19 protein-coding genes and 2 tRNA genes are annotated in these 22,572 nt (G+C 62.0%); 11 read left to right on the top strand and 10 right to left on the bottom strand.

From position 1 onward, the window contains the following. Positions 1-111: 111 nt before the first annotated feature. Positions 112-1,251, bottom strand: coding sequence for a membrane dipeptidase (locus tag RMN99_RS03055; protein WP_309621817.1), 1,140 nt, complete (start codon positions 1,249-1,251; stop codon positions 112-114). 259 nt (positions 1,252-1,510) lie between these two features. On the opposite strand from RMN99_RS03055, the gene RMN99_RS03050 reads away from it, so the two are divergent. The 3 genes from RMN99_RS03050 to RMN99_RS03040 are packed head-to-tail and all read left to right on the top strand — an operon-like array spanning position 1,511 to position 4,651. Continuing rightward, complete coding sequence (locus RMN99_RS03050) at positions 1,511-1,954, top strand: MarR family transcriptional regulator (RefSeq protein ID WP_309621816.1); 444 nt, start codon at positions 1,511-1,513, stop codon at positions 1,952-1,954. Then, positions 1,947-3,044 (top strand): HlyD family secretion protein, encoded by a 1,098-nt coding sequence (locus RMN99_RS03045; protein ID WP_309621815.1) that lies wholly within the window; start codon positions 1,947-1,949, stop codon positions 3,042-3,044. Before RMN99_RS03050 ends, RMN99_RS03045 begins: the two co-directional genes overlap by 8 nt. Positions 3,045-3,055: 11 nt before the next feature. Next, entirely contained in the window at positions 3,056-4,651 is a 1,596-nt protein-coding gene (locus RMN99_RS03040; RefSeq protein WP_309621814.1) for a DHA2 family efflux MFS transporter permease subunit, read from the top strand. A 49-nt stretch (positions 4,652-4,700) separates the two neighbouring features. On the opposite strand, the gene RMN99_RS03035 is transcribed toward RMN99_RS03040, so the two are convergent. The 4 genes from RMN99_RS03035 to RMN99_RS03020 form a co-directional block, all read right to left on the bottom strand. Continuing rightward, positions 4,701-4,775 (bottom strand) — tRNA-Gln (locus RMN99_RS03035). A 68-nt stretch (positions 4,776-4,843) separates the two neighbouring features. Then, positions 4,844-5,374: a hypothetical protein gene (locus RMN99_RS03030; protein WP_309621813.1), complete on the bottom strand. Its 531-nt coding sequence runs from the start codon at positions 5,372-5,374 to the stop codon at positions 4,844-4,846. Between the two features lie 37 nt (positions 5,375-5,411). Continuing rightward, complete coding sequence (locus tag RMN99_RS03025; RefSeq protein WP_309621812.1) at positions 5,412-5,936, bottom strand: hypothetical protein; 525 nt, start codon at positions 5,934-5,936, stop codon at positions 5,412-5,414. Positions 5,937-5,959: 23 nt separating this feature from the next. Further along, entirely contained in the window at positions 5,960-6,541 is a 582-nt protein-coding gene (locus RMN99_RS03020; RefSeq protein ID WP_309621811.1) for a hypothetical protein, read from the bottom strand. Between the two features lie 134 nt (positions 6,542-6,675). On the opposite strand from RMN99_RS03020, the gene lepA reads away from it, so the two are divergent. Further along, positions 6,676-8,493, top strand: a complete 1,818-nt coding sequence (lepA, locus tag RMN99_RS03015; protein WP_309621810.1) for a translation elongation factor 4 — start codon at positions 6,676-6,678, stop codon at positions 8,491-8,493. A 79-nt stretch (positions 8,494-8,572) separates the two neighbouring features. Here the strand turns inward: lepA and RMN99_RS03010 are convergent, their stop codons facing one another. Both RMN99_RS03010 and RMN99_RS03005 read right to left on the bottom strand, forming a co-directional pair. After that, positions 8,573-8,971 carry a PIN domain-containing protein gene (locus RMN99_RS03010; protein ID WP_309621809.1) on the bottom strand — a complete coding sequence of 133 codons (399 nt, stop codon included), beginning with the start codon at positions 8,969-8,971 and terminating at the stop codon, positions 8,573-8,575. Between the two features lie 3 nt (positions 8,972-8,974). Continuing rightward, a complete protein-coding gene (locus RMN99_RS03005; RefSeq protein ID WP_309621808.1) occupies positions 8,975-9,235 on the bottom strand; it encodes an AbrB/MazE/SpoVT family DNA-binding domain-containing protein in 261 nt (86 codons plus the stop codon). Between the two features lie 447 nt (positions 9,236-9,682). Between RMN99_RS03005 and RMN99_RS03000 the strand changes: the two genes are divergently transcribed. Together RMN99_RS03000 and RMN99_RS02995 are read left to right on the top strand one after the other, a co-directional pair. Further along, entirely contained in the window at positions 9,683-12,478 is a 2,796-nt protein-coding gene (locus RMN99_RS03000; protein WP_309621807.1) for a tyrosinase family protein, read from the top strand. A 464-nt stretch (positions 12,479-12,942) separates the two neighbouring features. Next, positions 12,943-13,254 carry a DUF6481 family protein gene (locus RMN99_RS02995; protein WP_309621806.1) on the top strand — a complete coding sequence of 104 codons (312 nt, stop codon included), beginning with the start codon at positions 12,943-12,945 and terminating at the stop codon, positions 13,252-13,254. A gap of 7 nt (positions 13,255-13,261) precedes the next feature. Here the strand turns inward: RMN99_RS02995 and hspQ are convergent, their stop codons facing one another. After that, a complete protein-coding gene (hspQ, locus tag RMN99_RS02990; protein ID WP_309621959.1) occupies positions 13,262-13,642 on the bottom strand; it encodes a heat shock protein HspQ in 381 nt (126 codons plus the stop codon). Between the two features lie 157 nt (positions 13,643-13,799). On the opposite strand from hspQ, the gene RMN99_RS02985 reads away from it, so the two are divergent. After that, positions 13,800-13,889, top strand: a tRNA-Ser gene (locus RMN99_RS02985). 158 nt (positions 13,890-14,047) lie between these two features. Continuing rightward, complete coding sequence (locus tag RMN99_RS02980; RefSeq protein WP_309621805.1) at positions 14,048-15,334, top strand: phage integrase central domain-containing protein; 1,287 nt, start codon at positions 14,048-14,050, stop codon at positions 15,332-15,334. Here the strand turns inward: RMN99_RS02980 and RMN99_RS02975 are convergent. Both RMN99_RS02975 and RMN99_RS02970 read right to left on the bottom strand, forming a co-directional pair. Beyond that, positions 15,331-15,549, bottom strand: a complete 219-nt coding sequence (locus tag RMN99_RS02975; RefSeq protein ID WP_309621804.1) for a DUF5818 domain-containing protein — start codon at positions 15,547-15,549, stop codon at positions 15,331-15,333. The two genes, RMN99_RS02980 and RMN99_RS02975, sit on opposite strands and share 4 nt — an antisense overlap. Further along, positions 15,546-16,178 carry a lytic transglycosylase domain-containing protein gene (locus tag RMN99_RS02970; protein WP_309621803.1) on the bottom strand — a complete coding sequence of 211 codons (633 nt, stop codon included), beginning with the start codon at positions 16,176-16,178 and terminating at the stop codon, positions 15,546-15,548. The genes RMN99_RS02975 and RMN99_RS02970 overlap by 4 nt, the downstream gene beginning before the upstream one ends. Positions 16,179-16,335: 157 nt before the next feature. Here RMN99_RS02970 and RMN99_RS02965 point away from each other — a divergent pair, with 157 nt between their 5' ends. The 3 genes from RMN99_RS02965 to RMN99_RS02955 form a co-directional block, all read left to right on the top strand. After that, a complete protein-coding gene (locus tag RMN99_RS02965; protein ID WP_309621802.1) occupies positions 16,336-17,232 on the top strand; it encodes a toprim domain-containing protein in 897 nt (298 codons plus the stop codon). 74 nt (positions 17,233-17,306) lie between these two features. After that, the gene (locus RMN99_RS02960; protein WP_309621801.1) at positions 17,307-21,542 is read left to right on the top strand and encodes a strawberry notch family protein; all 4,236 of its coding nucleotides are present in this window, start codon (positions 17,307-17,309) and stop codon (positions 21,540-21,542) included. A 173-nt stretch (positions 21,543-21,715) separates the two neighbouring features. Then, positions 21,716-22,572 (top strand): ParB/RepB/Spo0J family partition protein (locus tag RMN99_RS02955; protein WP_309621800.1); only part of this gene is annotated, 857 nt, incomplete at its 3' end.

Genomic DNA, 22,572 nt, shown 5'->3' with positions numbered 1-22,572 from the left:
TCTCCTTTGCGGCGCAGACTAGCGCGATAGGCGTCCTTCTCAAGCGTAACCGGACGGTTGCCTGCCTTTGCACCAACCGACCGTGGCGGTTGGGCAGGCAGTTCGCGCGTCCTAGGTACCTTTACACTGCTCCGTGCCCCAAACTGCCGCGAACAGCCGCACCAGGTTGCCGCCGAGCAGCTTTTCGACTTGCCGGATGGTCCAGCCGCGCTTGCCCAGCGCCGCTGCCAGCCGCGCGAACTTGTCGATGCTGTTGTAGTCCGCCACGATTGTAAACACATCGGGGCCTTCGCCCGGCGCGGCATAGCCGGCCTTGCTGCGCGCATCCCAATCGGCCTTGGCGGCAGCGCGCGCGGCATCGTCGATCACGATCGGCAGCACCGCGCCATCGGTGCCGATCGAAACATGATCCTCGCCGCAGACATTGGCTGCATGGACGATATGATCGATCAGCTGCGCACCGGTCGGCTTGCTGCCGGGGGCCAGGAACGGCATGAAATAGATCCCCACGCAGCCGCCCTTGTCGGCCACCGCGCGCAGGGTTTCATCGGCGGTATTGCGGGGATGATCGAACAGCGCGCGGCACCCGGTGTGGCTGATCAACGGCGGATTTTTCGCGGCCGCCACAGCTTCTGCCATGGTCCGCGCGCCGCCATGGCTGAGATCGAGCACCATCGCCTGCGCCTCGATCGCCGCGATCGTCTTCAGCCCCAGCCGCGACAAACCGGCGTTGGCCGGTTCCAGCGCGCCATCGCCCGAAAGATTGCGCAGGTTGTAGGTCAGCTGCACCTGCCGCACGCCCTTGGTCTTCAGTTCGGCCAGCCGCTCAAGCTGGGTGCCGATCATGCTGGTATCCTGGGTGCCATAATAAATCCCCAGCCTGCCCCTGGCCTTGGCCAGCGAGAAATCGGCGAGGCTGCGCACCGGCATCAGGAAATCGGCGTTGGCCGCGATCAGCTTGTCATAGGCGGCAATGCTTTCGAGCAAGGCTTCCCAGCCGCCCGGCGCATTGCCCACCGTGCCGACGGTGACATCGATCACGCTGACCCCGCTGGCCTTCATTTCCGCAATCGCGCGCGGGCTGAGCTTCAGTGTCTCCTCGGGAGAATAAGGGTCGCTCAAGCCGCCCAGACCGTCGACCACCAGCATCGCACGGTAAGGCTTGCTGGGTGCCGCTTGCGGTTTGGCCAGGGCTGCTGCGGCCGGCGCAGCCATGGCACCGGCCAGCGCCGCGCGGCGGGTCATCCGCATGGCGGGATCCCCTGCAGCGTAGCGGACGGGCGCGCCGGGCCGCGATCTTTTGCACACCTGAACGAAAAACCGGACAACAGCATCGGGATGCAGCCTTGAAGGAATTGAAACGCCTGGAAATCCGCGCGTCACGCAACCTAGCCGGTCATTGGGCCGGCACAAGTGGGAAAGCCACGCGACCCGTCCTTGCGCCCAGAGATCATAAACAGTCCCGATGTTAAGGTTGACGATTATATGCATAGTTATATATAGCCAGCCTATGGAGAACATCGGATCAATTCTGGCCGATACGTCGCGCTTGATGCGCCGGGCGTTTGATACGCGGGCCCGTGCGATTGGCGTCACGCGTCCGCAGTGGCAGGTGCTGATCACCTTGCGGCGTCACGAAGGGATCAACCAGGGCGGTCTGGCCGAACAGCTGGATGTCGAACCGATCACGGTCTGCCGCATGGTGGACCGGCTGCAGGAAGCCGGGTTGGTGGAGCGGCGGGCCGATGCAGCCGATCGCCGTTCATGGCGTCTGCACCTGACCCCGCGCGCGCATGGCTTGCTGGTGCAATTGCGCCCGCTTGCCGATGCCATGATCGAAGAGGCATTCGAGGGCGTAGACGCGGAAGATCGCGAAACCTTTGCGCGGCTGCTTGAACAGGTACGCGAAAACATGACCCGGCGTCAGGGTGATACGGCGGTGTCGCATGGCTGAGAGTGATCCGGGAATTGTGGCCCGCGAAGCCGCGCCCGCCCAAGCGCCGGAAGTGCAGCAATCCCAACCGGTGCCCGCGAAAGCGCCCGGTCGCTGGCGGCGGATCGGCCTGATGGCGATTTTGCCGCTGATCGTGATCGGCGGCGCGCTGTTCTATTGGCAAAGCCTGCAGGGCAAGGTCTCGACCGACAATGCCTATGTCCAGCAGGACAAGGTTTCGGTCAGCGCCCAGGTCGGCGGGAAAATTGTTTCGGTCGCGGTGCGCGAAGGACAGCAGGTCAAGGCGGGCGATGTGCTGTTCATCGTCGATCAGGAGCCCTACCGGATCCAGATGGCGCAGGCCGATGCCGCGATAGCCAGCGCCCAGGCCAACGCCACGGCACTGGCAAGTGCACCCGCTTTGTCGGGAGCCGATATCGCCGCAGCGCGCGAGGATATCGGCTTTGCGCAGGCCACCCACGATCGCCAGCGTGCGCTGTGGATCCGCGGCTTTACCACCAAGGCGGCGTTCCAGGCCGCCGAGCACCAACTGGCCCAGGCCAAGGAAGAACTGCGCCTGGCCGAGGCCAAGCAGGCCGAGGCGCGGGCCAAACTTTCCACCGGATCGCAGGTTCCCGGCGTATTGCCAGCGATCGCGGCGGCGCAGGCGCAGCGCCAGCTGGCCGAGCTCAATCTGACCCGGACGGTCGTCAGGGCACCGATTGCCGGGCGGATCAGCCAGGCCGATCGCCTGCTGCCCGGCCAGGAACTGGTCACCGGGCTGCCGGTTGTGACAATCGTTGCCAATGGGCAGAGCTATGTCGAGGCGAATTTCAAGGAAACCGATCTTGCCAGAATGCAGGTTGGCCAGCCTGCGACGATCGAATTCGATGCCTTTCCGGACGTAAAACTGAACGGCCACGTCGCCTCGATCGGCGCGGGCACGGGCAGCGAATTTTCGGTGCTGCCGGCGCAGAACGCTACGGGCAACTGGGTCAAGGTAACCCAGCGCGTGCCGGTGCGCATTGCGATCGATCAGGCCAGCCCGCGGCCATTGATCGCCGGTCTTTCCAGCCACATCACCGTCTTTGTTGACGGTCGCCGCCGCTAGGAACGGACGGCGTGGCCAGCAAGGCTGCCGGCACGGCGCGCAAATCCCGCGCGGCGCCGCCCGCGTTGGTGCAGGCGGATGTGGCTTTGCTGCCGGTCCGCAATGCTTTTCTGGTGGTGGTCGGGGTGATGACGGCATCGCTGCTGCAAATCCTCGATACCACCATCGCCAACGTTGCGATCCCGCACATGCAGGCCTCGCTGGGCGCGACCCCCGATGAAGTGAGCTGGGTGCTGACCAGCTATATCCTGGCCAGCGCAGTGGGCATCCCGCTGACCGGCTGGCTGTCCGACCGGTTTGGTTCGCGCCGCCTGTTCATCCTCTCGACCGCAGGGTTCGTGCTGTCCTCGATGCTGTGCGGCATGGCGCAGAATATCACGCAGATGGTCCTGTTCCGCACGCTTCAGGGGCTTTCCGGATCGTTCATTTCGCCGCTTAGTCAGGCAGCCATGCTCGATACCAATCGCCCTTCGCGCCAACCGCAGATGATGGCAATCTGGGGCATGGGGCTGATGATCGGTCCGATCCTGGGGCCGATCCTGGGGGGGTGGCTGACCGATAACTGGAACTGGCGCTGGGTGTTCTATGTCAACGTGCCGCTGGGCGTGGTGGCACTGGCGATCCTGATCGCAGAATTGCCGTCGCGGCCGATCGTCAGGCGCCGCTTTGACCTGTTCGGATTTGCCATGATTGCGATCGCGATAACCGCGCTGCAACTGATGATGGATCGCGGCAACCATCTCGATTGGTTCGAATCCACCGAAGTGTGGATCTATGCGCTGGTGATGATCTGCGCGGCATGGATGGGCGCAGTGCACTTTATCACCACCCCGCACCCGACCTTGTTCAACGGGGCGCTGTTTGCCAACCGCACTTTCGTGACGGCATCGTTCTTCATGATCGTGATGGGCGTGGTGATGTTTGCCTCGATGGCGCTGATGCCCTCGATGCTCCAGCATCTGCTGGGCTATTCGGTGATCGGCACCGGCTGGGCGATGATGCCGCGCGGGCTGGGCACTTTGATCAGCATGCAGGTGTCCGGCGTTCTGGTGCGCCGCGGGGTTGATCCGCGCTTGGTGATCGTCTTGGGTTTCGGGCTGACAGCGGCCTCGTTCTGGCAGATGTCGGGCTGGTCGCTGCAGGTTGACCAGTGGCACATCATTGTCGCGGGCATCGTTCAAGGGCTGGGGATCGGGCTGTTGTTCATTCCGATCAACAACAGCGCCTTTGCAACGCTTCCCCCCCAACTCAGGACCGAGGGTTCCAGCTTGCTGAACCTGTCGCGCTCGCTCGGCGCTTCGGTCGGCATTGCGGTGATGACGGCGTTTCTGGCGCGCAATATCCAGATCAGCCATTCCGATCTTGCCGGGCACGTCACGGCATCGGTAACCGGCATGGTCGATTTTTCGACGATTGACCGGTTTCAGCAGATTGGCACAGCCGCGCTCTCGGCGATCGATGCCGCGATCAACCGCCAGGCTGCGATGATCGCCTATGTCGACAATTATTACCTGATGATGTGGCTCAGCGTGCTGGCATTTCCGCTCGCGCTGCTGATGCGCCGGCCGGCCAAGGTTACCCTGATCGAGGGCGATGCTCCGCATTGAAGTGCCTGGCAGGCGCAGGGTGATTGTTGCCCGATCGTCTTGACCGGGCTGGCTGGGGCGGAAGGATTCGAACCTTCGCATGCCGGTACCAAAAACCAGTGCCTTACCGCTTGGCTACGCCCCATCAGCGCCGCAGCCTATAAGCAGCGCTGCGGCGGTTGGGAAGGGGGCAATCGACATCCAGGTCACCCGTTACAACGGCACAGACGGCGCACCATCGGGCGTGCCGCCCCGTTCGCGGCACATCAGCACGACATCGGTCATGCTGCCGGGAAGGCGCTGGTAGCTGGCGTACCATTTTGCGGAAACCGCATCCTTGCTGACCGCCTGAAGCCGCACTGCAATAGCCCAGAGGCGCTCGACCGCCTGACAGGTTCGCCTGGTGTCAGTGCCATCGCGCAGGGCGTAGGCCGCGCCAAGCCCGGAAAGCAGCATCGCTTCATTATAATCGAAATCGGCCAGTTCGAACGGTTTCGGACTACGCAACGCGCGGCGCTTTTTCGCCAATGCGTCGAGCGATTTGAGGCACACTGTGATGGCTTTTTCGAGCTCGAGTGTTTCGCGCTGCTGACGTTCGAAGCACAGCCGGCCCTGGGGGTTCCACAAGCTTTCATAATGCCGATCCTGCGCCGCCTGCGCAAGCGGGGCCTGCGCCGCGGCCGGGCCGGCGATTGCTGCACCAATCCCGGCCAGCGACGCGATCAGCAGCGCGATCCGGGGCATGCCTTTGTCCCTCCTGGTAGAGGCGGACCGCATTGCCCTATGCGCCGGGCAGCGGCGCTGCATCGGCCGGGGTGCCAAATTCGCTGCGGCACATTTCGATCACTTTGCCGAAGTTGGCAGGCGGATTCTGGTAAACATCGTAGGCGCTTTCCGATACTTCGCTTTCGGGGATCGCCTTCAGTCGGACCCGGATCGCGGCGCTGCTTTCCACCAGTTTGCAGCTGCGCTGGGTAATGCGGCGATCCTGCTGGGCATAGGCGGCGCTCAGGCCCGCCTGGAGCGAGACCTGCCGGTAGTCGAAGTTGGACACTTCGCCGATGCTGGCCTTGCGCTTGGCCTTGCGTGCCTTGTCCAGTTGCTTCAGCGCCTTTTCGCAATGCTTCTGCCGGGTCTTGGCATCCAGCGTGTCGAATTCGAAGCAGGCAGTCGTGTCTTTCGTTTCAAGCGATGCGTAATGCGCGTCCAGCGCCGCGGCATTGGGCGAAGGCTTGGCCAGCGCGGGGGCGGCGATTGCCGTCAGCATTGCGGCAAAGGCGAACAAGATGTGGCGGGGTCTGGTCATCGTCGGTCTCCGTATATTTAGGGCTAGGTGGCCTTCGCACCGGGCAGCGGTGCGCCATAGGCCGGGGTGCCGAACTTGCTGCGGCAGGCGTCAAGCACCGAATTCACCGATTGGGGCACATCTTGGTAGGAGCTGTAGAAGTCAGCGCTGACCGCAGACCTGGGCACCGACAGCAGTCCGTAACTCAGCATCCAGCTGCGCTCGGCGGTTTCGCAGGTGCGCTCGGAAATCCCGCCATCAAGCCTGGAGTAGGCGCTGGCCAGTGCGATCAGCACCACCGCTTCGTAAAAGTCGAGATTGGCCACTTCGGTCTTGCTGGGGTCGGTCAGCGCCTTGCGCCGCGCCGCAACTTCGCTCAGCGCGGTGTTGCAGAACGGCACGCGCTCGTCATTGGTCAGCTTGTCCATGTCGAGGCAATCGTTGCCGGCATCGGTGAACAGCGTCGCCAGATGGGCTTCCTGGTTGGCGGGGGTGACCGTTCCGGCCAGCGCCGGGGCCGCCGCGCACAGCCCGGCCAATGCCGCGCCTGCCAGCCATACCTGCTTGATCATCGTCACATCCCCCTGTTCGGCACCAGATGCCGCCGCGCGCAATCTGGATTCCATCCCCTTAACTGCAGCTTAAATCGCACGCCGCGCAAAGTCGCGCGAAAACCGCGGTCTGCGCCGCTTCGCCACGCAGCAAAGGTGACAGCGTGGGCGCACACTGCTAACGGCGGGTCAAACTTACAGAGATTCCCATGACTGAACTTGCAAGTATCAGAAATTTCAGCATTATCGCCCATATCGATCATGGCAAGTCAACGCTTGCCGACCGGCTGATCCAGTTCACCGGCGGGCTGTCCGACCGCGAGATGAGCGAGCAGGTGCTCGACAACATGGATATCGAGAAAGAGCGCGGGATCACGATCAAGGCGCAGACCGTCCGCCTGAACTACACTGCCAAGGACGGCAAGACCTACGAACTCAACCTGATGGACACCCCCGGCCACGTCGATTTCGCCTATGAAGTCAGCCGCAGCCTGGCAGCTTGCGAAGGTGCGCTGCTGGTGGTCGATGCCGCGCAAGGGGTTGAGGCACAGACGCTCGCCAACGTCTACCAGTCGATCGAGCACGATCACGAAATCGTCCCTGTGATCAACAAGATCGATCTGCCCGCCGCCGAACCTGAAAAGGTCAAGGCCGAGATCGAGGAAGTGATCGGGCTTGATGCCAGCCAGGCCGTCCTCACCAGCGCCAAATCGGGCATCGGCATCGAAGACGTGCTCGAAGCCGTGGTGAACCGCATTCCCCCGCCCAAGGGCGACGCGGCCGCGCCGCTCAAGGCGATGCTGATCGACAGCTGGTACGATCCCTACCTTGGCGTGGTGATCCTGGTGCGGGTGATCGATGGCGTGATCAAGAAGGGCGTGCACGTCAAATTCATGGCTGGCGGCACCGAACACCTGATCGACCGGGTCGGCTGCTTCACCCCCAAGATCGAGCAGCTGGCCGAACTCACCCCCGGCGAAATCGGCTTCATCACCGCGCAGATCAAGGACGTCGCCCAGGCCAAGGTCGGCGATACCATCACCACGGTCAAGAACGGCGCGCTCAAGGCGTTGCCCGGCTTCAAGGAAGTCCAGCCGGTGGTGTTCTGCGGGCTGTTCCCGGTCGACGCGGCTGACTTTGAAAAGCTGCGCGAAAGCATCGCCCGGCTGCGGCTTAACGATGCCAGCTTCAGCTTCGAAATGGAATCGAGCGCGGCGCTCGGCTTCGGCTTCCGCTGCGGGTTCCTCGGGCTGCTCCACCTCGAAATCATCCAGGAGCGCCTGACCCGCGAGTACGACCTCGATCTGATCACCACCGCCCCCAGCGTGGTTTACCGCATCCAGCTGCGCAAAAGCAAAACCGAGGAGGCCGGCGAGATCCTGCTCCACAACCCGGCCGATTACCCCGATCCCAGCCGGATCGAACAGATCGACGAACCGTGGATCAAGGCGGTGATCTACACGCCCGACGAATACCTCGGCTCGATCCTCAAGCTCTGCCAGGATCGCCGCGGGGTGCAGACCGGGCTCACCTATGTGGGCGGCCGCGCCCAGGTCAGCTATGAATTGCCGCTCAACGAAGTGGTGTTCGATTTCTATGATCGGCTCAAATCGATCAGCCGCGGCTATGCCAGCTTCGATTACGAACAGATCGGCCTGCGCGAAGGCGATCTGGTCAAGATGGGCATCCTCGTCAACAACGAGGCGGTCGACGCGCTCAGCATGATCGTCCACCGCGGCGTCGCCGAAAGCCGCGGCCGCCACATGTGCGAACGCCTCAAAGACCTGATCCCCCGCCACCTGTTCAAGATCCCGATCCAGGCCGCGATTGGCGGCAAAGTCGTCGCCCGCGAAACCATCAGCGCCATGCGCAAGGACGTGACGGCCAAGTGCTATGGCGGCGATATCACCCGCAAGAAAAAGCTGCTGGAAAAGCAGAAAAAGGGCAAGGCCCGGATGCGCGAGTACGGCAACGTGAGCATCCCGCAAGAGGCGTTTATTGCTGCGCTGCGGATGGGGGAGGAGTGAGCTACACCTGATCCTCCCTGAGCTTGCTCGGGGAGGTGGCAGCGCGACGCGCTGACGGAGGGGTTTACTGCGATCCCCGCTACTCCGGCCGCTCCCATTCAATCAGCGACAGGGCGGGGATGTCTCGAAAGTCCCGGCCATTCAGCGTCACCAGCGGCAAATCCTGCATCAGTGCGGTTGCCGCCGTCATCCGGTCCGCCACCTTGCGCCTTGAATAGCCGGTCTCGGCCAGGATCGCGGCATAGGCATCGATTTCATCCGGGCCAAACGCCAGCACCACGAATTGCGGCAACAATGCATCAAGCGCTGCGCGCCGGGTCGCCGTCAGCGCCGGATCGCGCCACACGCCGTTTTCCAGTTCAACCCGGCTGATTGCCGAAAGGTACAGCGGCGGATCAAGCGTGCGCGCCTGCGACCGCGACCAGCCGTCGCCATCGCGCAAGTGGATCACGATGTCGGTGCCGAGCAGCGCCGCCAAGCGTCACAACCCCGGGCGGTCGGGAAGCTCGATCGGCTCGCGCTGTTCGATTTCGCCCGGCTTGGGCAGCCGGTCCAACGCATCCAGCGCCGCCAGCCAGCGCCGCTTGGCTTGGGCCGGATCGACCGAGAGCTGTATCGTCACCCGGTTCCCGTTCCGCAAAAGCTCCACGTCCGCCCCAGCCGGAATGCCCAACGCCTTCGGCAGCCGCATGGCGACACTGTTGCCGGATTTGAAGGTCTTGGAGTGGATCGGGCGGTTCATGGTGCGATGTATATACGGGATATACGGATGTGGGGCAAGGGGTGGGAGGATTGAGTGCACTACCATCACCTTAATTCCAGTATACCACCAGCAACCCCGCGCTGAGTCGGAATAAGCGGAAGGATGCTGGGACATTCCCCTAGCATTCTCAAGCAATTAACTAAATCTGTTTGTAAGAGCGACAGTTAATTTAGATTAATCGTTACTAAATTCCGCGCTCTATGCGTAATTCTTCCTTGACTAAAATCTGATGAAACCTAAAATTGGCAAATCACATGAAGCTGAGTCGGTTTTGCTCGATACGTGGTATTGAACAAAAATAGACTGTTGCGCACTATCCAATCGGCAGAGTATTCATTTTGCTCGCCGAGCGTAGTCTTCTGCGACCAAAAAGAATTTCCGGGTTGCCACTATCTCGCTGGACTGAGACACAGTTAGGAGGTCATAATGGCACTTGGTGACGGCATCCGCCGCAATATCGCTTCGGTCGAGCCATCTGAACGCGCGCTTCTTCGCGATGCGCTGGTCGCTTTGAATCACCGGTATTTTGCAGGAAATCGCAACGATCCAAACCCTGGTGGGGTCAGTTGGTGGTTCAAGCAAGATGAAATCCACCAGGGGACCCACGTGCACCGCGGTCCGGAATTCCTCCCCTGGCATCGCGAGATTGTGAACCGGTTTGAGCAGATGCTCAGGCTGATCAACCCACAGTTATCCTTGCACTATTGGGATTGGACGCAAGATCCGCGGGCGATTCCAAATGCCAATCTCGGAGGTGGGACAACCGGCACCCTGAACCTCTTCACGCCCGTTTTTATGGGCTACGGAGGCGGCAGTCTCGCGGCGATTGGTGAACCATGGAGCAGCGCCGGCTATTACGGACCCGGAGCTGCGTTGGATCGTGATTCGACTGGAAACCCTGCTGATCCCCCTGCCTCAGTCAATCGCAGCATCGGCGGTTCTCCAGCCAGTACGTCTGGTGACACGGCAATTCTCCTGAACGCCGACTTTACTGACTTCAGGACGGCGATAGAAGACGTACATGATGCGATGCACGGTTTCGTGAATATGGGCGGGAGGCACATCTCTTTCCGCGATCCCTTCGTGTTCCTGCTGCATTCGAATGTCGACCGTTTGTTTTCCAAATGGCAGACTGATCCCGGCCACCCCGATCGGCTTGACCCCGCGTTGGTCTATGGCTCGGAAAGCGGTGATTTGGAAATCAACAGCAATATCGAGCCGTGGTCAGGAGGAATTGGAATTCGGCCTTGGGCGTCCCCCGAAAACCTGGGCGTGCCGAAGAATTACAAGCACCCCTCTATTGTGAGCCCGCCTTGCTATGATACCAACGGCAATGCGGTGCCATTCGTCGAAGTGGCCAACGTCGGCTCGCCGCCCGCCGTAAATTTCAATGATGTGCCAACCGGTGAGACCGCGGTCAGAGCAGCAGTATTCCGCGTTTACGGTTGCGGCGAGGCGACGATCCGGGTGAAAGCCGGAACCGGACCTGCTGGACCGTTTTCTGTGCTTCTTCCTGCTTCAGGATCGACCACCGTCCATCATGGCGTCGGCCCTTTTGCCGAAGCGCGAATTTGGCTTGCCTACACTGCGGCGGCAGCCGGATTCGCGGTGCCGGATGGCAGCGTTACTTTCGAATGCCCCGAAAACGGCAAGGAATTCACCTTCATTCTGAAGGCGAACGCGATTGCCAGACCGACGGTGGCAGTCATGATGGCGCTCGATCAGTCGGGCAGCATGGACCTGGACGCCGGATCATCGGGATCCAAACGCGTTGCGGTCCTCAAGGATGCGGCACGCAAGTTCATGGAGCTGATTCCGGCAGGAAATGGAGTTGGTCTGATCAGGTTCGATCACAATTCCTATGCTGTGAACGATGCGACATTCCCCGGACTTGCAATGACGAACATCGCCAGCAACAACGTGTTTGATCCAGGTCGCGTCGCCGCGATAGCTGCGGTCAACAGCCACGTCACCAATCCCGCAGGCTATACCTCGGTGGGCGATGGTGTCGATCGAGCGCGACAATTGCTCAATGCCATCCCAGCCGGGGCTTTCCAGCAGAAAGCCTTAATCGTACTGACTGACGGGCTTGAAAACGATCCGCTGTGGATTTCGGACGTTGCTGGCTCCATCGACAATCGCACGTTCGCGATCGGGCTGGGCAGTGAGAGCCAAGTCAATACCACCGCGCTTCGAGCTCTCGCCAATGGCACTGGTGGCTATCTGCTCCTCACCGGCTTGCTCAGCAGTTCGATCGACGACTTCTTCCGGCTTAGCAAATACTTCATGCAAATTTTGGCTGGAGTAACAAACAACAACGTAATTCTCGATCCATCCGGATATATTGCGCCAGGCTCGACGATTAGAATTCCGTTCTACGTCAATGAAGCGGATATCGATTGCACCATGCTGGCGATGCTGGACGAGGATGTTGTCAATTTTGCGCTTGAGGCTCCCGATGGTTCGATAGTTACACCCGCCTCCGCAGCTGGTCTCGGCATCGAGCATGGACAAGGATCGCGCACCCAAAGCTATCGATTCACCTTGCCAGCCGCCATCGGAACTGGACAACACGCCGGTGTTTGGCGCGCCTTACTTGAAATCGACAAGACCAAATTCAAGAAGGTGCTGACAAGGTTGCGCGAACGCGACCGGGTGCAGTTCCAATCGATGGCTGCGCATGGCGCGCGATACTCGGTCGTTGTGCACACTTATTCGAATCTGAAAATGGCCAACCGGGTCGAGCAATCAAGCTTTGAACCGGGCGCGAACCTGAATCTGCTAACCTCTCTCAGCGAGTACGGATTGCCAGTCGAGCGGCGGGCTGTGGTGGTGGCTGAACTGACCAGACCCAACGGGCAGGTCGAAACAGTTTCGCTCGCCGAAACCCAGCCTGGCGAATTCGCTGGAGGTTACCGGGCGGACTGGAGCGGCGTTTATCATGTCCGCTTTCTGGCCAAGGGCGTAACCATTCGTGGGACACCGTTTACCCGCGAAGAGCTAGCCAGTGCAGCGGTTTGGAGCGGAGGCGACGGGCCATACAGGCCACCGCATGCAGAGCAAGGTGAAGAGTTGTGTAAGTTGCTCAACTGCCTGGTCCACGAAAAGAACTTCTCGGACGAATTCGTGAAGCGGATGCGCCACTCGGGTATTAATCTTGATGGCATGCGAGATTGCATCCGCAAGGTTTGCAATCACAAGGCCCGGCGCACTGGCGTTTGAATAGAGGCAGTTCATTCGGACGGGGACACGCACTAGCATGTCCCCGTTCACCCCCTTTCACACCCCCCAATCAACCCCATCTCCACCGCCCTGAGCCACCCGCAAACCGCCTCCTCGCGCAAGTTCAGCACATCCCCGCACCCTCCCTCGGGCGCTGGCCGCAGCTCCGGAAAGCCGCGTCCGATCTTGCAGACCGGGCTGCGGGGCATCGGGGCTTGCAGGGCATGATCGCCGTGCTTCAGGAAATACGGCAGTTCGCGGGTGCTCATGGGGGTGTCCTGTGATTGGCGGGTGCGGCGGCCCCGTGTGCGGGGCGCTTTGCGGGTGGCCCCGGAATCATCGCGCAAACCCCGCGCAGCAGGACAATGGATTTTTGCTGCGTTGCGGTGTCGGCTGGGCTAGGGGCGGACAGCGGCGCAGGCTTGCGCCGAGTCCAAGCAACTAACGAGAGAACGAGCAGCACCATGGCCGTATACAAAGAGCCCAGCCACCAGGAACGCGCCGCGCTGGCGCAGCAGGCGCGCGAGAAGGCGCTGAAGCGGCTTGCCGAAAAGCCCGCGCTTGATCCGGCGCTGGTGGCCGAGCGCGCTGCAGCGCGGGCCGCGCGTGAGGCGGCGGCGGCGGAGAAGAGCGCGGCGCGCAAGGCGGCTATCATTGCGGCCAAGGCCGAAAAGATCGCCGCGGCGCAGGCTGCGCAGCCGGTGGAATTGACCGAGGCCGAGAAGAAGGCGGCGCGTGATGCACGCTATGCCGCGCGCAAGCAGAACAAGCGCTAGAGCGCTGCTAATGGCTCATTGAGCGCCGCAGCCGGTAGCGGCCTTTGGCGAACGGTTCGAACAGTTCATCGACACCGGGGTGATCGACCGGGCCGCTATCGCCATCGCCGAGCAGGTTTTGCTGGCTGACATAGGCGGTGTAGCTGCTGTCGCCGTTCTCGGCCATCAGGTGGTAGAACGGCTGTTCGCGCGCGGGGCGGACGTGTTCGGGGATCGAATCGTACCATTCCTCGCTGTTGGCGAAGACCGGGTCGATATCGTAGATCACGCCGCGGAAATCGAACACCTTGTGGCGCACCACATCGCCGATCGCAAAGCGCGCCTTTGACGAAAGCGGCGCATCGACAAAGCGGCCGGCCTGGGGAGAGAAGAACGAAGCACGGTCCATTGCTCCGGCAATATAGGCGTGCTGCGCCTGCGAAACAACGCCAAGCTTTGAAATGTCCCCGAATGTGTGGGTTTTACCCCTTGGCAAGCGCAGCGCCTTGGGCTAACCGCGCGCTTCCCGACCGGGGTAAGCCGCTTGGCCCGCCCATCACTTCTGCGGAGAGGTGGCAGAGAGGTCGAATGCGCTGCACTCGAAATGCAGTGTACGGGAAACCGTACCGTGGGTTCGAATCCCACCCTCTCCGCCAGAGCCGCTTCCGCGGAGTTCCATAAGCCACCATTTTTCCTTGATTTTCTGCCATTTTCAGGCAATATGCGTTCCTGATTTGTTCGCTTGCTTCCATGTGCATCCACTCCGTTTTGGGGGCACTGGTGGGGGCATCGAATTCCAAAACTGGGGGCACTGATGCTCAGCGAAATTGCAGTACGACAAGCCAAGCCGAAGGACCGGGGCTACAAGCTTTCCGATGCAGAAGGTCTTCACCTGTTCGTCGCAATGTCCGGCCATCGGAGCTGGCGCCTCAAGTATCGTTTCGCTGGCAAGGAGCGACGTCTCATTTTGGGCTCTTATCCAACAGTTTCCCTCAAGGAGGCGCGGGAACGTAAATGCGAAGCTCGACGGTTGCTCGAGGAAGGACGCGATCCTGGCGTCGAAGCGAAGAAGCAGGCGGTCAAGCGTGCAGCAGCTAACGCGAACACCTTTGAATCTTTGGCTCGCACTTGGTTCGCCGTCCAGGAAACGCGGTGGACGTCGGTGCACTCCAATGATGTCATCAAGAGTTTAGAGAACGAGATATTTCCCTGGCTTGGGAAGTTGCCCATTTCCGAGATCGACGAACCGATGTTGCTGATGGTTCTTCGCAAGATCGAAAAGCGGGGAGCGATCGAGACCGCGCACCGGGTGAGACAGCGAGTCTCGGCCGTGTTTGTCCATGCAATTGCGGAAGGCGCTGCAAGTCGCGATCCAGCAGCGAGCATCGGAAAGGCACTCAAGCCCGTCCCCCGGAAACGCAAGCGGCCCGCACTGCTTACGTTGGATCAACTCCACGAAATGCTTCGCAAGACCGAGTGGGAAAAGGGATCGGCACTGACGAAATTGGCGTCGCGATTTCTTGCGCTCACTGCGCAGCGACCAGGCACAGTCCGAGCAATGCCGTGGGTAGAACTTGAGAGCATTGACTGGAACTCCGATGACCCCTGTCCACAAGCCCAGTGGCGGATTCCGGCTTCACGCATGAAACTCGCAAGCGAACTGAAGCAGGATCAGGAGTTTGAGCACATGGTTCCGCTTTGTCCGGAAGCAGTCGCAGTTCTGAGGGTCGCTCATAGCATTTCGGGACTTGGCCCGCTGGTCTTTCCGGGCAATCGGAGTGGCTGGAGGCCAATGAGCGAAAACACTCTCAGCTATTTCTACAATCGCTGCGGGTATCAAGGTCGGCATGTTCCGCACGGATGGCGGTCAAGCTTTTCGACCATCATGAATGAATGGGCCGAGAGAAATGGAACGGCCAGCGATCGACACATTATCGACCTGATGCTTGCGCACGTCCCGGATGGCGTCTCTGCATCAGAAGGAGCGTACAACCGCGCCGCATTCATGGAACGGCGACGGGAGCTTGCAGAAGAGTGGGGGCGAATGATTTTAGAAAGCTTTCCCGAACCCATTAAGGTGCTGGGCTACCCCGCGCGTTAGATTTCTCCGATCCATTCCACTTGGAGGCGGTCATAACCAGATTGGGTTCCTTCAGCAGTCACACGGCGTCCCAGCAAATTTGGATCGACATCATCGCGATCGATAACCCAGAGGTCGCCTGCGTCAGTCAGGATATTCAGCCCACGTCCACCGTGATTGAGCACTCCGCTCACCCGTTTGCGCTGCCTGCTGCCATTTCCGTAGGTCAAACTCATTTGGCTCCCCAGAAAGCAAGGACGTGCCGCACATAGGACGGAGTTTCACCGTTGAGCGGAATGCCGCCAGCGCGCTCAACTGCGCCTGGTCCAGCGTTATAGGCTGCCACCGCTAGATGCACGACCCTAAACTTGTCCAACATCTGGCGTAAGTATTTCGCTGCAGCCCACAGGTTAGCACGGGGATCGAACCGGTTCGCAACGCCAAGCTCCCGTGCTGTGCCCGGCATCAGTTGACCAAGCCCAGCTGCTCCCGCACCGCTCACGGCGAGCGGATTGTAGCGAGACTCGGTCCAGATCAGCGCGTCCAGCAGGCCAATCGGCAATCCATACCGCGCCTCGGCGGCACGAACATGCGGAAGGAAGGCGGAGCGGCGGAAATTCGAATTGTGCTTGGTTTCCCGCTGCCAGTGCTGGGCTGAGGTAGATGGTTGCGCTGGAATTGCTGGTTTAGGTGCGTCAGCCCAAGCATTTGCCGGTTGCGCCCAGACCCCGTGCGTTACCAGCTGGAATCCGCCACTGGCCTCGTCAACGCGGATGCCCGGTGGCTGCTGCTCAGGAACCGTGCGCGCATTCGCGAATGCTTCCTGCGCCAAGGCAGGGCACGCGAGCGCAAGGCTGGCGCTCAAGATAAGGGCTGTGATCAACTTTCGTGACATATGTCATTCCTCATCTAGCCGAATCGGATTGGAACATATAAAGAACATACGTTGTAGGAAACTGACTTGTGACGGGGCGCAGAGTGGAGGCTGCGCGGTGGAGGCATAGTGGACTGGAGATGTGCCCATGCATTGTGCCCAAGTGTCGGATCGCCTTGAAAGACGAGCCCGTCAGATCGTCGAAGCGCTTGGCGGGACCTGGTCCCGCTCGAAGGGCATGTGCTGCTGCCCGGCGCACGACGACCGCACGCCCTCGCTGAGCGTCACTTTGGGCAAACGGGCGATTCTGCTGCATTGCTTCGCCGGTTGCGCGAATGATGCGGTTATCGCGGGCCTCACCCGGTTCGGAGTTAAGCCATCGGATCTGTTCGATGGCCGGGGTGATCCAATCACGTCGATGAAACGCAAGGAAGCCGCCGATGCCAATGCCCAGCGGCTGTGGCGCAGCGCCACGGCATTCGCGGTCAGCCCGGCAGACACGTACCTCGTCAGTCGCGGCATTTGCCTTCATTCGCCTGACCTGCGTTACCACGCCCGCACGCCGCTTGGGCCAAGGGGCACAGTCCGCTTTCTGCCTGCGATGCTCGCGGCCGTGCGGAACGATGCCGAAATCCTCGCAGTGCACCGTACGTTTCTCAATGCGCGCAGCGGCAGGCTGGCTGGCTTTGACCGTCCGAAGCGCGCACTGGGCAGCCTGGCGACAGGCGCGGTCCGGCTTGCGATGCCGCGCGGGGGCCGCCTTGGTCTGGCCGAGGGGATCGAAAGCGCGCTCTCGGCGCAGCAGCTGTATGGTATTCCGTGCTGGGCTACGCTCGGCAACGAACGGTTTGGCCTTGTCACTATCCCGGAAAGCGTGCGCGAGCTGCATCTGTTTATCGACGCCGATCGCGGCGGAGCGCTCGCCGAGGAGCGGGCCCGTGACAGCTATGCCCGCGAGGGTCGCCGTATACTGACCCGCAGACCAGCGACCGACGGGCAAGACTGGAACGATGTGCTCGTCGCGAGACAATCAGCAACAGCCTGAACGAGACAAGAGGAGAGGGGGCTTTGGGCCTTGCGAGGCCCTGAAGCTCCAGCGGCCTCGTCAGGAGTTCCCCGATGTTTCAGTCTTCACCCGCATTTGCGTTTCCAGCGAGCCCCGAACCCATGGTCCTGCGCGCTGCCCGCGAGATCGCCGCTTTCCTCGAAGGCGGCGAGCAGGTCACCCGTTCGTGCCTCAACGGCGTACTTGGCCGCATCTGTGGCGGCAGCGATGCCCAGGGTCTTTGGCGGATTGCCGACGCGCATGCCGCACTCGAATTTGCCCAGGTCCTTTGGCTACGCCAAATCGATGAGCTGACCCCGGCCGTTTCCGTCAAAATCGCCGAGCGCCATTTCGGCAGGCTCAGCGCCTTGCTGCCGGCCCAGACCGTCCGCAGCGAGGAACAAATTGAACTGCAACAGTTTGCGACGCCGCCCCGGATCGCCTGGCTTGCCGCGCGCGCTGCCGCAATTTCCGCCAACGAGATCCTGCTCGAGCCCTCGGCCGGCACTGGCATGCTGGCCCATTGGGGGGCAAGGTCCACTGTGCGACTTGCGCTCAACGAGATCTCGCCGCTGCGCCGCGACTGCCTGGCCTCGCTATTCCCCGACGCTGTTCTCTCTGGCCACGATGGTGAACTGATCGACGAACTGCTTGAACCCGCGCTGGTGCCGAGCCTGGTATTGATGAATCCGCCCTATTCGCACGGGCTGGAACGCGGTCACGATGGCCAGACCGGTGCCCGTCACTTACGGTCGGCTTGGAAGCGGCTTGCTGCGGGCGGGCGCCTGGTCGCGATCATGCCCGAATGGTTCGACACCCGCCGCTTCCTCGCCAGCCTGACCGGCCCGGTATCTCTGCACCTGAATGCCGGAATCGAGCGGGGTTTCGTCCGGCACGGCACCTCGATCACGACGAGGCTGCTCGTACTCGACAAGGCAGCCAGCGAGGCCGAGCCGGTGCTGGCGCGCACCAACGCCTTTGCCGAGCTCAGCGCGCTCATCGATGCCCTGCCGCCGCGCGCCGAAACGCATGTCGCCGCACCGAACCTCGCGTCATCGAAGCCGCTAGCTCTGCGGCTCGTTGCCGGTACCCGGCCTGTCCTGCCCACGCCGCCCTTGCGCGCCGCCTCAGCTGTTGGACACGAGCCTTGTAATTACACTGCCCTTGCAGCACCCGCGCCGATCGCCGAGCAGCTGGGCCACTACCTGCCCTATCGGCCCAGTCGCATCACAATCGAAGACGCGCTCGCCCATCCGACGCCGCTGGTGGAATCGGTTGCGATGGGCTCGATTACTGCGCCAATCCCAACTCAAATCCCGCAGCTGCCAGCGGGCCTTGTTTCCAAAGGGCTCCTGTCGGAAGCTCAGGTCGAGACGCTGATCTATGCGGCCAGCGCGCATGCCCGCGATGTGCCAGGGCGCTTCATGCCTGAAGACAAAGGCTGCGCGCTGATACCGCACGAGGAGGGCACAGCTTATCGTCAAGGCTATTTTCTTGGCGACGGCACTGGTGCGGGCAAGGGGCGCCAGGTCGCGAGCGTGATCCTCGATCGCTGGGTGAGGGGCGAGCGCCGCCATATCTGGGTTTCGAAGAATGAGGCCCTGCTTGAGGACGCGCGGCGCGACTGGACTGCGCTGGGCGGTCTGCCGATCGACATCCAGCCGCTTGGGCAATGGAAGCTCGGCAGCGCCATCGCGATGCGCGAAGGCATCCTGTTCGTGACCTATCCAACCCTGCGATCCGGGCGGAGCGATGCCACCCGGCTCGACCAGCTCCTGGCCTGGGCCGGCGACGACTTTGGCGGCGTGATCGTTTTCGACGAAGCCCACGCCATGGCCAATGCCGCAGGCGGCGAGGGGTCGCGCGGCAAGGTCAAGGGATCGGAGCAGGGGGTCGCCGGGGTGCGCCTGCAAAACCTGCTCCCGCGCGCCCGCGTGATTTACGCTTCGGCAACCGGCGCTTCGGACGTCAACAATCTCGCCTACGCGACGCGGCTCGGGCTGTGGGGACCGGAGACAGCTTTTGCCAACCGCGAGGCATTTGTCGCGGACATCCGGAACGGCGGTATCGCTGCGATGGAACTGGTCGCGCGCGACTTGAAGGCACTCGGGCTTTACACGGCCCGCGCGCTGTCGTTCGCCGGGGTCGAATACGAGATTCTTGAGCATTGCCTGAGCGAAAACCAGATCGCGGTTTACGACGCCTATGCCGGCGCCTGGGCGATCATCCACGCAAATCTGCGCGAAGCGCTCGAGGCGACACGGATTGTCGATGCCGATAGCGGCGACACGCTCAACAGCGGCGCCAAGGCAGCTGCGCTCTCGATTTTCGAAGGCACCAAGCAGCGGTTCTTTGCGCAGCTTTTGCTCTCGCTCAAACTCCCGAGCCTGCTCCCTGCGATCGCTACGGCACTCGCCGAGGGCAACGCGGTCGTCGTCCAACTGGTCACCACTGCGGAAGCCATGCTCGATCGGCGCTTGGCAATTCTCAGCGACGAGGAACGCGAAGCACTTGAGATCGACTTGTCTCCCCGCGAATACGTGATCGATTATCTCGCCAAGAGTTTTCCGGTCTGGCTGATGGCGGTGTTCACCGACGAAAACGGCAATCCCCGCTCCGAGCCGATGCTCGACGAGGCTGGCCACCCGGTGCTGTGCCGCTCCGCGCTCGCCGCGCGCGACCGGATGATCGAACAGCTCTGCGCGCTGCCACCGATCGCAACTGCGCTCGATGCGATCATCGAGCGGTTCGGCGTCGACCAGGTTGCCGAGGTCACGGGCCGGTCGCGCCGCCTGATCGTTGGGGCAGACGGACGCCAGAAGCTGCAATCGCGCAGCCCGCGATCCAATGTCGCCGAAACCCAGGCATTCATGGACGGTGCCAAGCGCGTCCTGGTCTTCTCCGATGCCGGCGGCACGGGTCGCTCATACCACGCCGACCTCGCCGCCAAAAATCAGGCGAGGCGGGTCCATTTTCTGCTCGAACCGGGCTGGCGCGCGGATGCCGCGATCCAGGGTTTGGGCCGGACCAACCGGACCAACCAGGCTTCGGCCCCGTTGTTCCGTCCGGTCACGACCGATGTGCGCGGCGAACGCCGGTTCATCTCGACCATCGCCCGGCGGCTCGACAGCCTTGGCGCGCTCACCCGCGGCCAGCGCCAGACCGGCGGGCAGAACCTGTTCGATCCCGCCGATAATCTCGAAAGTTCATACGCCAAGGATGCGCTTCATCGCTGGTTCGGCCTGCTGTTCATGGGCAAGCTCGACGCCGTGAGCCTGGCCAAGTTCGAGGAGCTGACCGGCCTGAGGGTCGCAGGTTCCGATGGCTCGCTGGTCGAAGACCTGCCGACGATCCAGCGCTGGCTCAACCGGATCCTTGCGCTTCCCATAGCCCTGCAGAACGCGATCTTCGACGAATTCTCGGGACTGGTTGAGGCGCGGATCGATGCTGCCCGGCAAGCCGGGACGCTTGACCTGGGGGTCGAGACTATCGCGGTCGAGGCGTTCGAGGTAATTTCGGACACCTTGCTGCGAACCGATACAGTTTCTGGCGCGACCACGCATCTGCTCGAAATCGAAATAGCGCGTGCGCTCAAGCCGCTGAGCTTCGAATGCCTTGAGGCACACTACGGAGTAGCGGCACCAATCCATCGGCGCTTGCGCAATTCCCGCTCGGGCCGGGTCGGACTGCTCGTTCCGGCACGCAGCCTCCTTGGCGACGATGGCACGCGAGTTTCGCGCTTCGAACTGGTGCGGCCTTTGAAACGAGGCCATCTCACCTCCGATCAGCTTGCGGAAAGCGCCTGGGAGCCAGTCGATCCGTCGGCGTTCGAAAAAACCTGGCGCACCGAGGCTTTTGAAGCCGCATCAAGCCGCAAACGTGAACGCCTCCATCTCGCCACCGGACTCCTTTTACCCATCTGGGACAAGCTTCCTTCCGACTACGTCCGGGTCAGCCGCATTGCGGCAGGCGGCGGGCGTTCGCTCCTGGGGCGCGAAGTCCCGCTCCATGCAGTGCCAGAACTGTGTCAATCTCTTGGCCTTGCCGATGAGCTCAATCTGCTGCCGCATGACATCGCTGCGTCGGTGCTGGCAACCGGCCGCGCGATGGAGATCAAGGGGCCGGATCAGCTCAGGTTGAAGCGCAGTCTCGTCAACGGCACGCAGCGTCTTGAACTTGCGGGTTGGTCGGCGGCGCGGCTCGACTGGTATAAGTCCAAAGGCTGCTTCACCGAGATAATCCGCTACCAAACCCGGCTGTTTGTGCCGACCGATCGCGCCGGAGTGATCCTCAGTGGATTTGTCTCCTGAGTGCGCCATGCCCAATTTGGGCGCACTAAACGACTGTAATCGGCGAGTGCAGGTCGGCGATCCGCATCGCCGGTCGTTACACTCAGAATCGGGAGAGGGGAGGAGGCTTTGGCCTGTTCGAGCCAATCGGGCGTCGATGGTCGGCGTGCCGGGCTCAATTCAGGAGTAAAACCATGTTCCAGACAATTCCCCTGAGTAAGCTCGTGCCAAGCCCGCGCAATGTGCGCAAGCATGCCGATGCGGCCGCTGATGCCGAACTCAAGGCGAGCATTGCCGCCTGCGGCCTGCTGCAAAACCTGGTGGTGCGCCCAGCCGCCAAGGGCAAGTTCGAGGTCGAGGCGGGCGAACGTCGCCGCCGCGCGATGCTGGGCCTGGCCGAGGACAAAGCGTTGCCCCGCAACCATCCGGTGACGTGCCTGGTGCTCGACAAGGCTGACAGCTCGTGCACCGCCAGCTTGGCCGAAAACTTCCACCGGCTTGCCATGAACCCCGCCGACGAAGCGGAGGCCTTTGCTGCACTGATCGAAGCGGGTGCTTCGAGCGACGAGGTTGCGCGCCGCTTTGGCTTGACCGTTCGTTTCGTCGATGGCCGCCTCCGGCTCGCCCAGCTGGCACCGTTGGTTTTCGCTGCGCTTGGCACAGGTGAGATCACGCTCGACATGGCTAAAGCCTATGGCGCGACATCGGATCAAGAGATCCAGGCCCGCGTCTTCGAGCAGGTTTCGACGGGCTACTATGCGCCCAATCCCGACAGCGTGCGGCGCATGGTCCTCTCGGGCACGGTGCGTGGCAGCGACCCGCGGGCGCGGCTTGTCGGGCGGGACGCCTATCTCGCCGCTGGCGGGCGGATCGAGCGCGAACTGTTCGACAATGAAGAAAGTGAAGCCTGGGCTGAGGTCGCGCTCCTCGAGAGCCTTGCGGCGGCAAAAATGGACGAAACCGCCAACGCTCTCGCAGCGGAGCAGGGCCTCGCCTGGGTCAAACCGACCCTCGAGCCTTATGTCAGCCATGAGCTGCTCGAAGGCCTGGT

The sequence above is a fragment of the Novosphingobium sp. genome, from assembly GCF_031417815.1.
Classification (GTDB): Bacteria; Pseudomonadota; Alphaproteobacteria; order Sphingomonadales; family Sphingomonadaceae; genus Novosphingobium.
The sequence above is the reverse complement of the archived record's forward strand: the minus strand, read 5'-3'. Positions and strand labels throughout refer to the sequence as shown.

Bases quoted from the DNA above. Each gene is read 5' to 3' on its own strand.
- RMN99_RS03025 (WP_309621812.1), bottom strand. From the start codon at position 5,936: ATGACCAGACCCCGCCACATCTTGTTCGCCTTTGCCGCAATGCTGACG.
- RMN99_RS03020 (WP_309621811.1), bottom strand. From the start codon at position 6,541: ATGGAATCCAGATTGCGCGCGGCGGCATCTGGTGCCGAACAGGGGGAT.
- RMN99_RS03030 (WP_309621813.1), bottom strand. From the start codon at position 5,374: ATGCCCCGGATCGCGCTGCTGATCGCGTCGCTGGCCGGGATTGGTGCA.
- hspQ (WP_309621959.1), bottom strand. From the start codon at position 13,642: ATGGACCGTGCTTCGTTCTTCTCTCCCCAGGCCGGCCGCTTTGTCGAT.
- lepA (WP_309621810.1), top strand. From the start codon at position 6,676: ATGACTGAACTTGCAAGTATCAGAAATTTCAGCATTATCGCCCATATC.
- RMN99_RS03055 (WP_309621817.1), bottom strand. From the start codon at position 1,251: ATGCGGATGACCCGCCGCGCGGCGCTGGCCGGTGCCATGGCTGCGCCG.
- RMN99_RS02965 (WP_309621802.1), top strand. From the start codon at position 16,336: ATGCATTGTGCCCAAGTGTCGGATCGCCTTGAAAGACGAGCCCGTCAG.
- RMN99_RS03050 (WP_309621816.1), top strand. From the start codon at position 1,511: ATGGAGAACATCGGATCAATTCTGGCCGATACGTCGCGCTTGATGCGC.
- RMN99_RS02995 (WP_309621806.1), top strand. From the start codon at position 12,943: ATGGCCGTATACAAAGAGCCCAGCCACCAGGAACGCGCCGCGCTGGCG.
- RMN99_RS02960 (WP_309621801.1), top strand. From the start codon at position 17,307: ATGTTTCAGTCTTCACCCGCATTTGCGTTTCCAGCGAGCCCCGAACCC.
- RMN99_RS02975 (WP_309621804.1), bottom strand. From the start codon at position 15,549: ATGAGTTTGACCTACGGAAATGGCAGCAGGCAGCGCAAACGGGTGAGC.
- RMN99_RS02980 (WP_309621805.1), top strand. From the start codon at position 14,048: ATGCTCAGCGAAATTGCAGTACGACAAGCCAAGCCGAAGGACCGGGGC.
- RMN99_RS03045 (WP_309621815.1), top strand. From the start codon at position 1,947: ATGGCTGAGAGTGATCCGGGAATTGTGGCCCGCGAAGCCGCGCCCGCC.
- RMN99_RS03005 (WP_309621808.1), bottom strand. From the start codon at position 9,235: ATGAACCGCCCGATCCACTCCAAGACCTTCAAATCCGGCAACAGTGTC.
- RMN99_RS03000 (WP_309621807.1), top strand. From the start codon at position 9,683: ATGGCACTTGGTGACGGCATCCGCCGCAATATCGCTTCGGTCGAGCCA.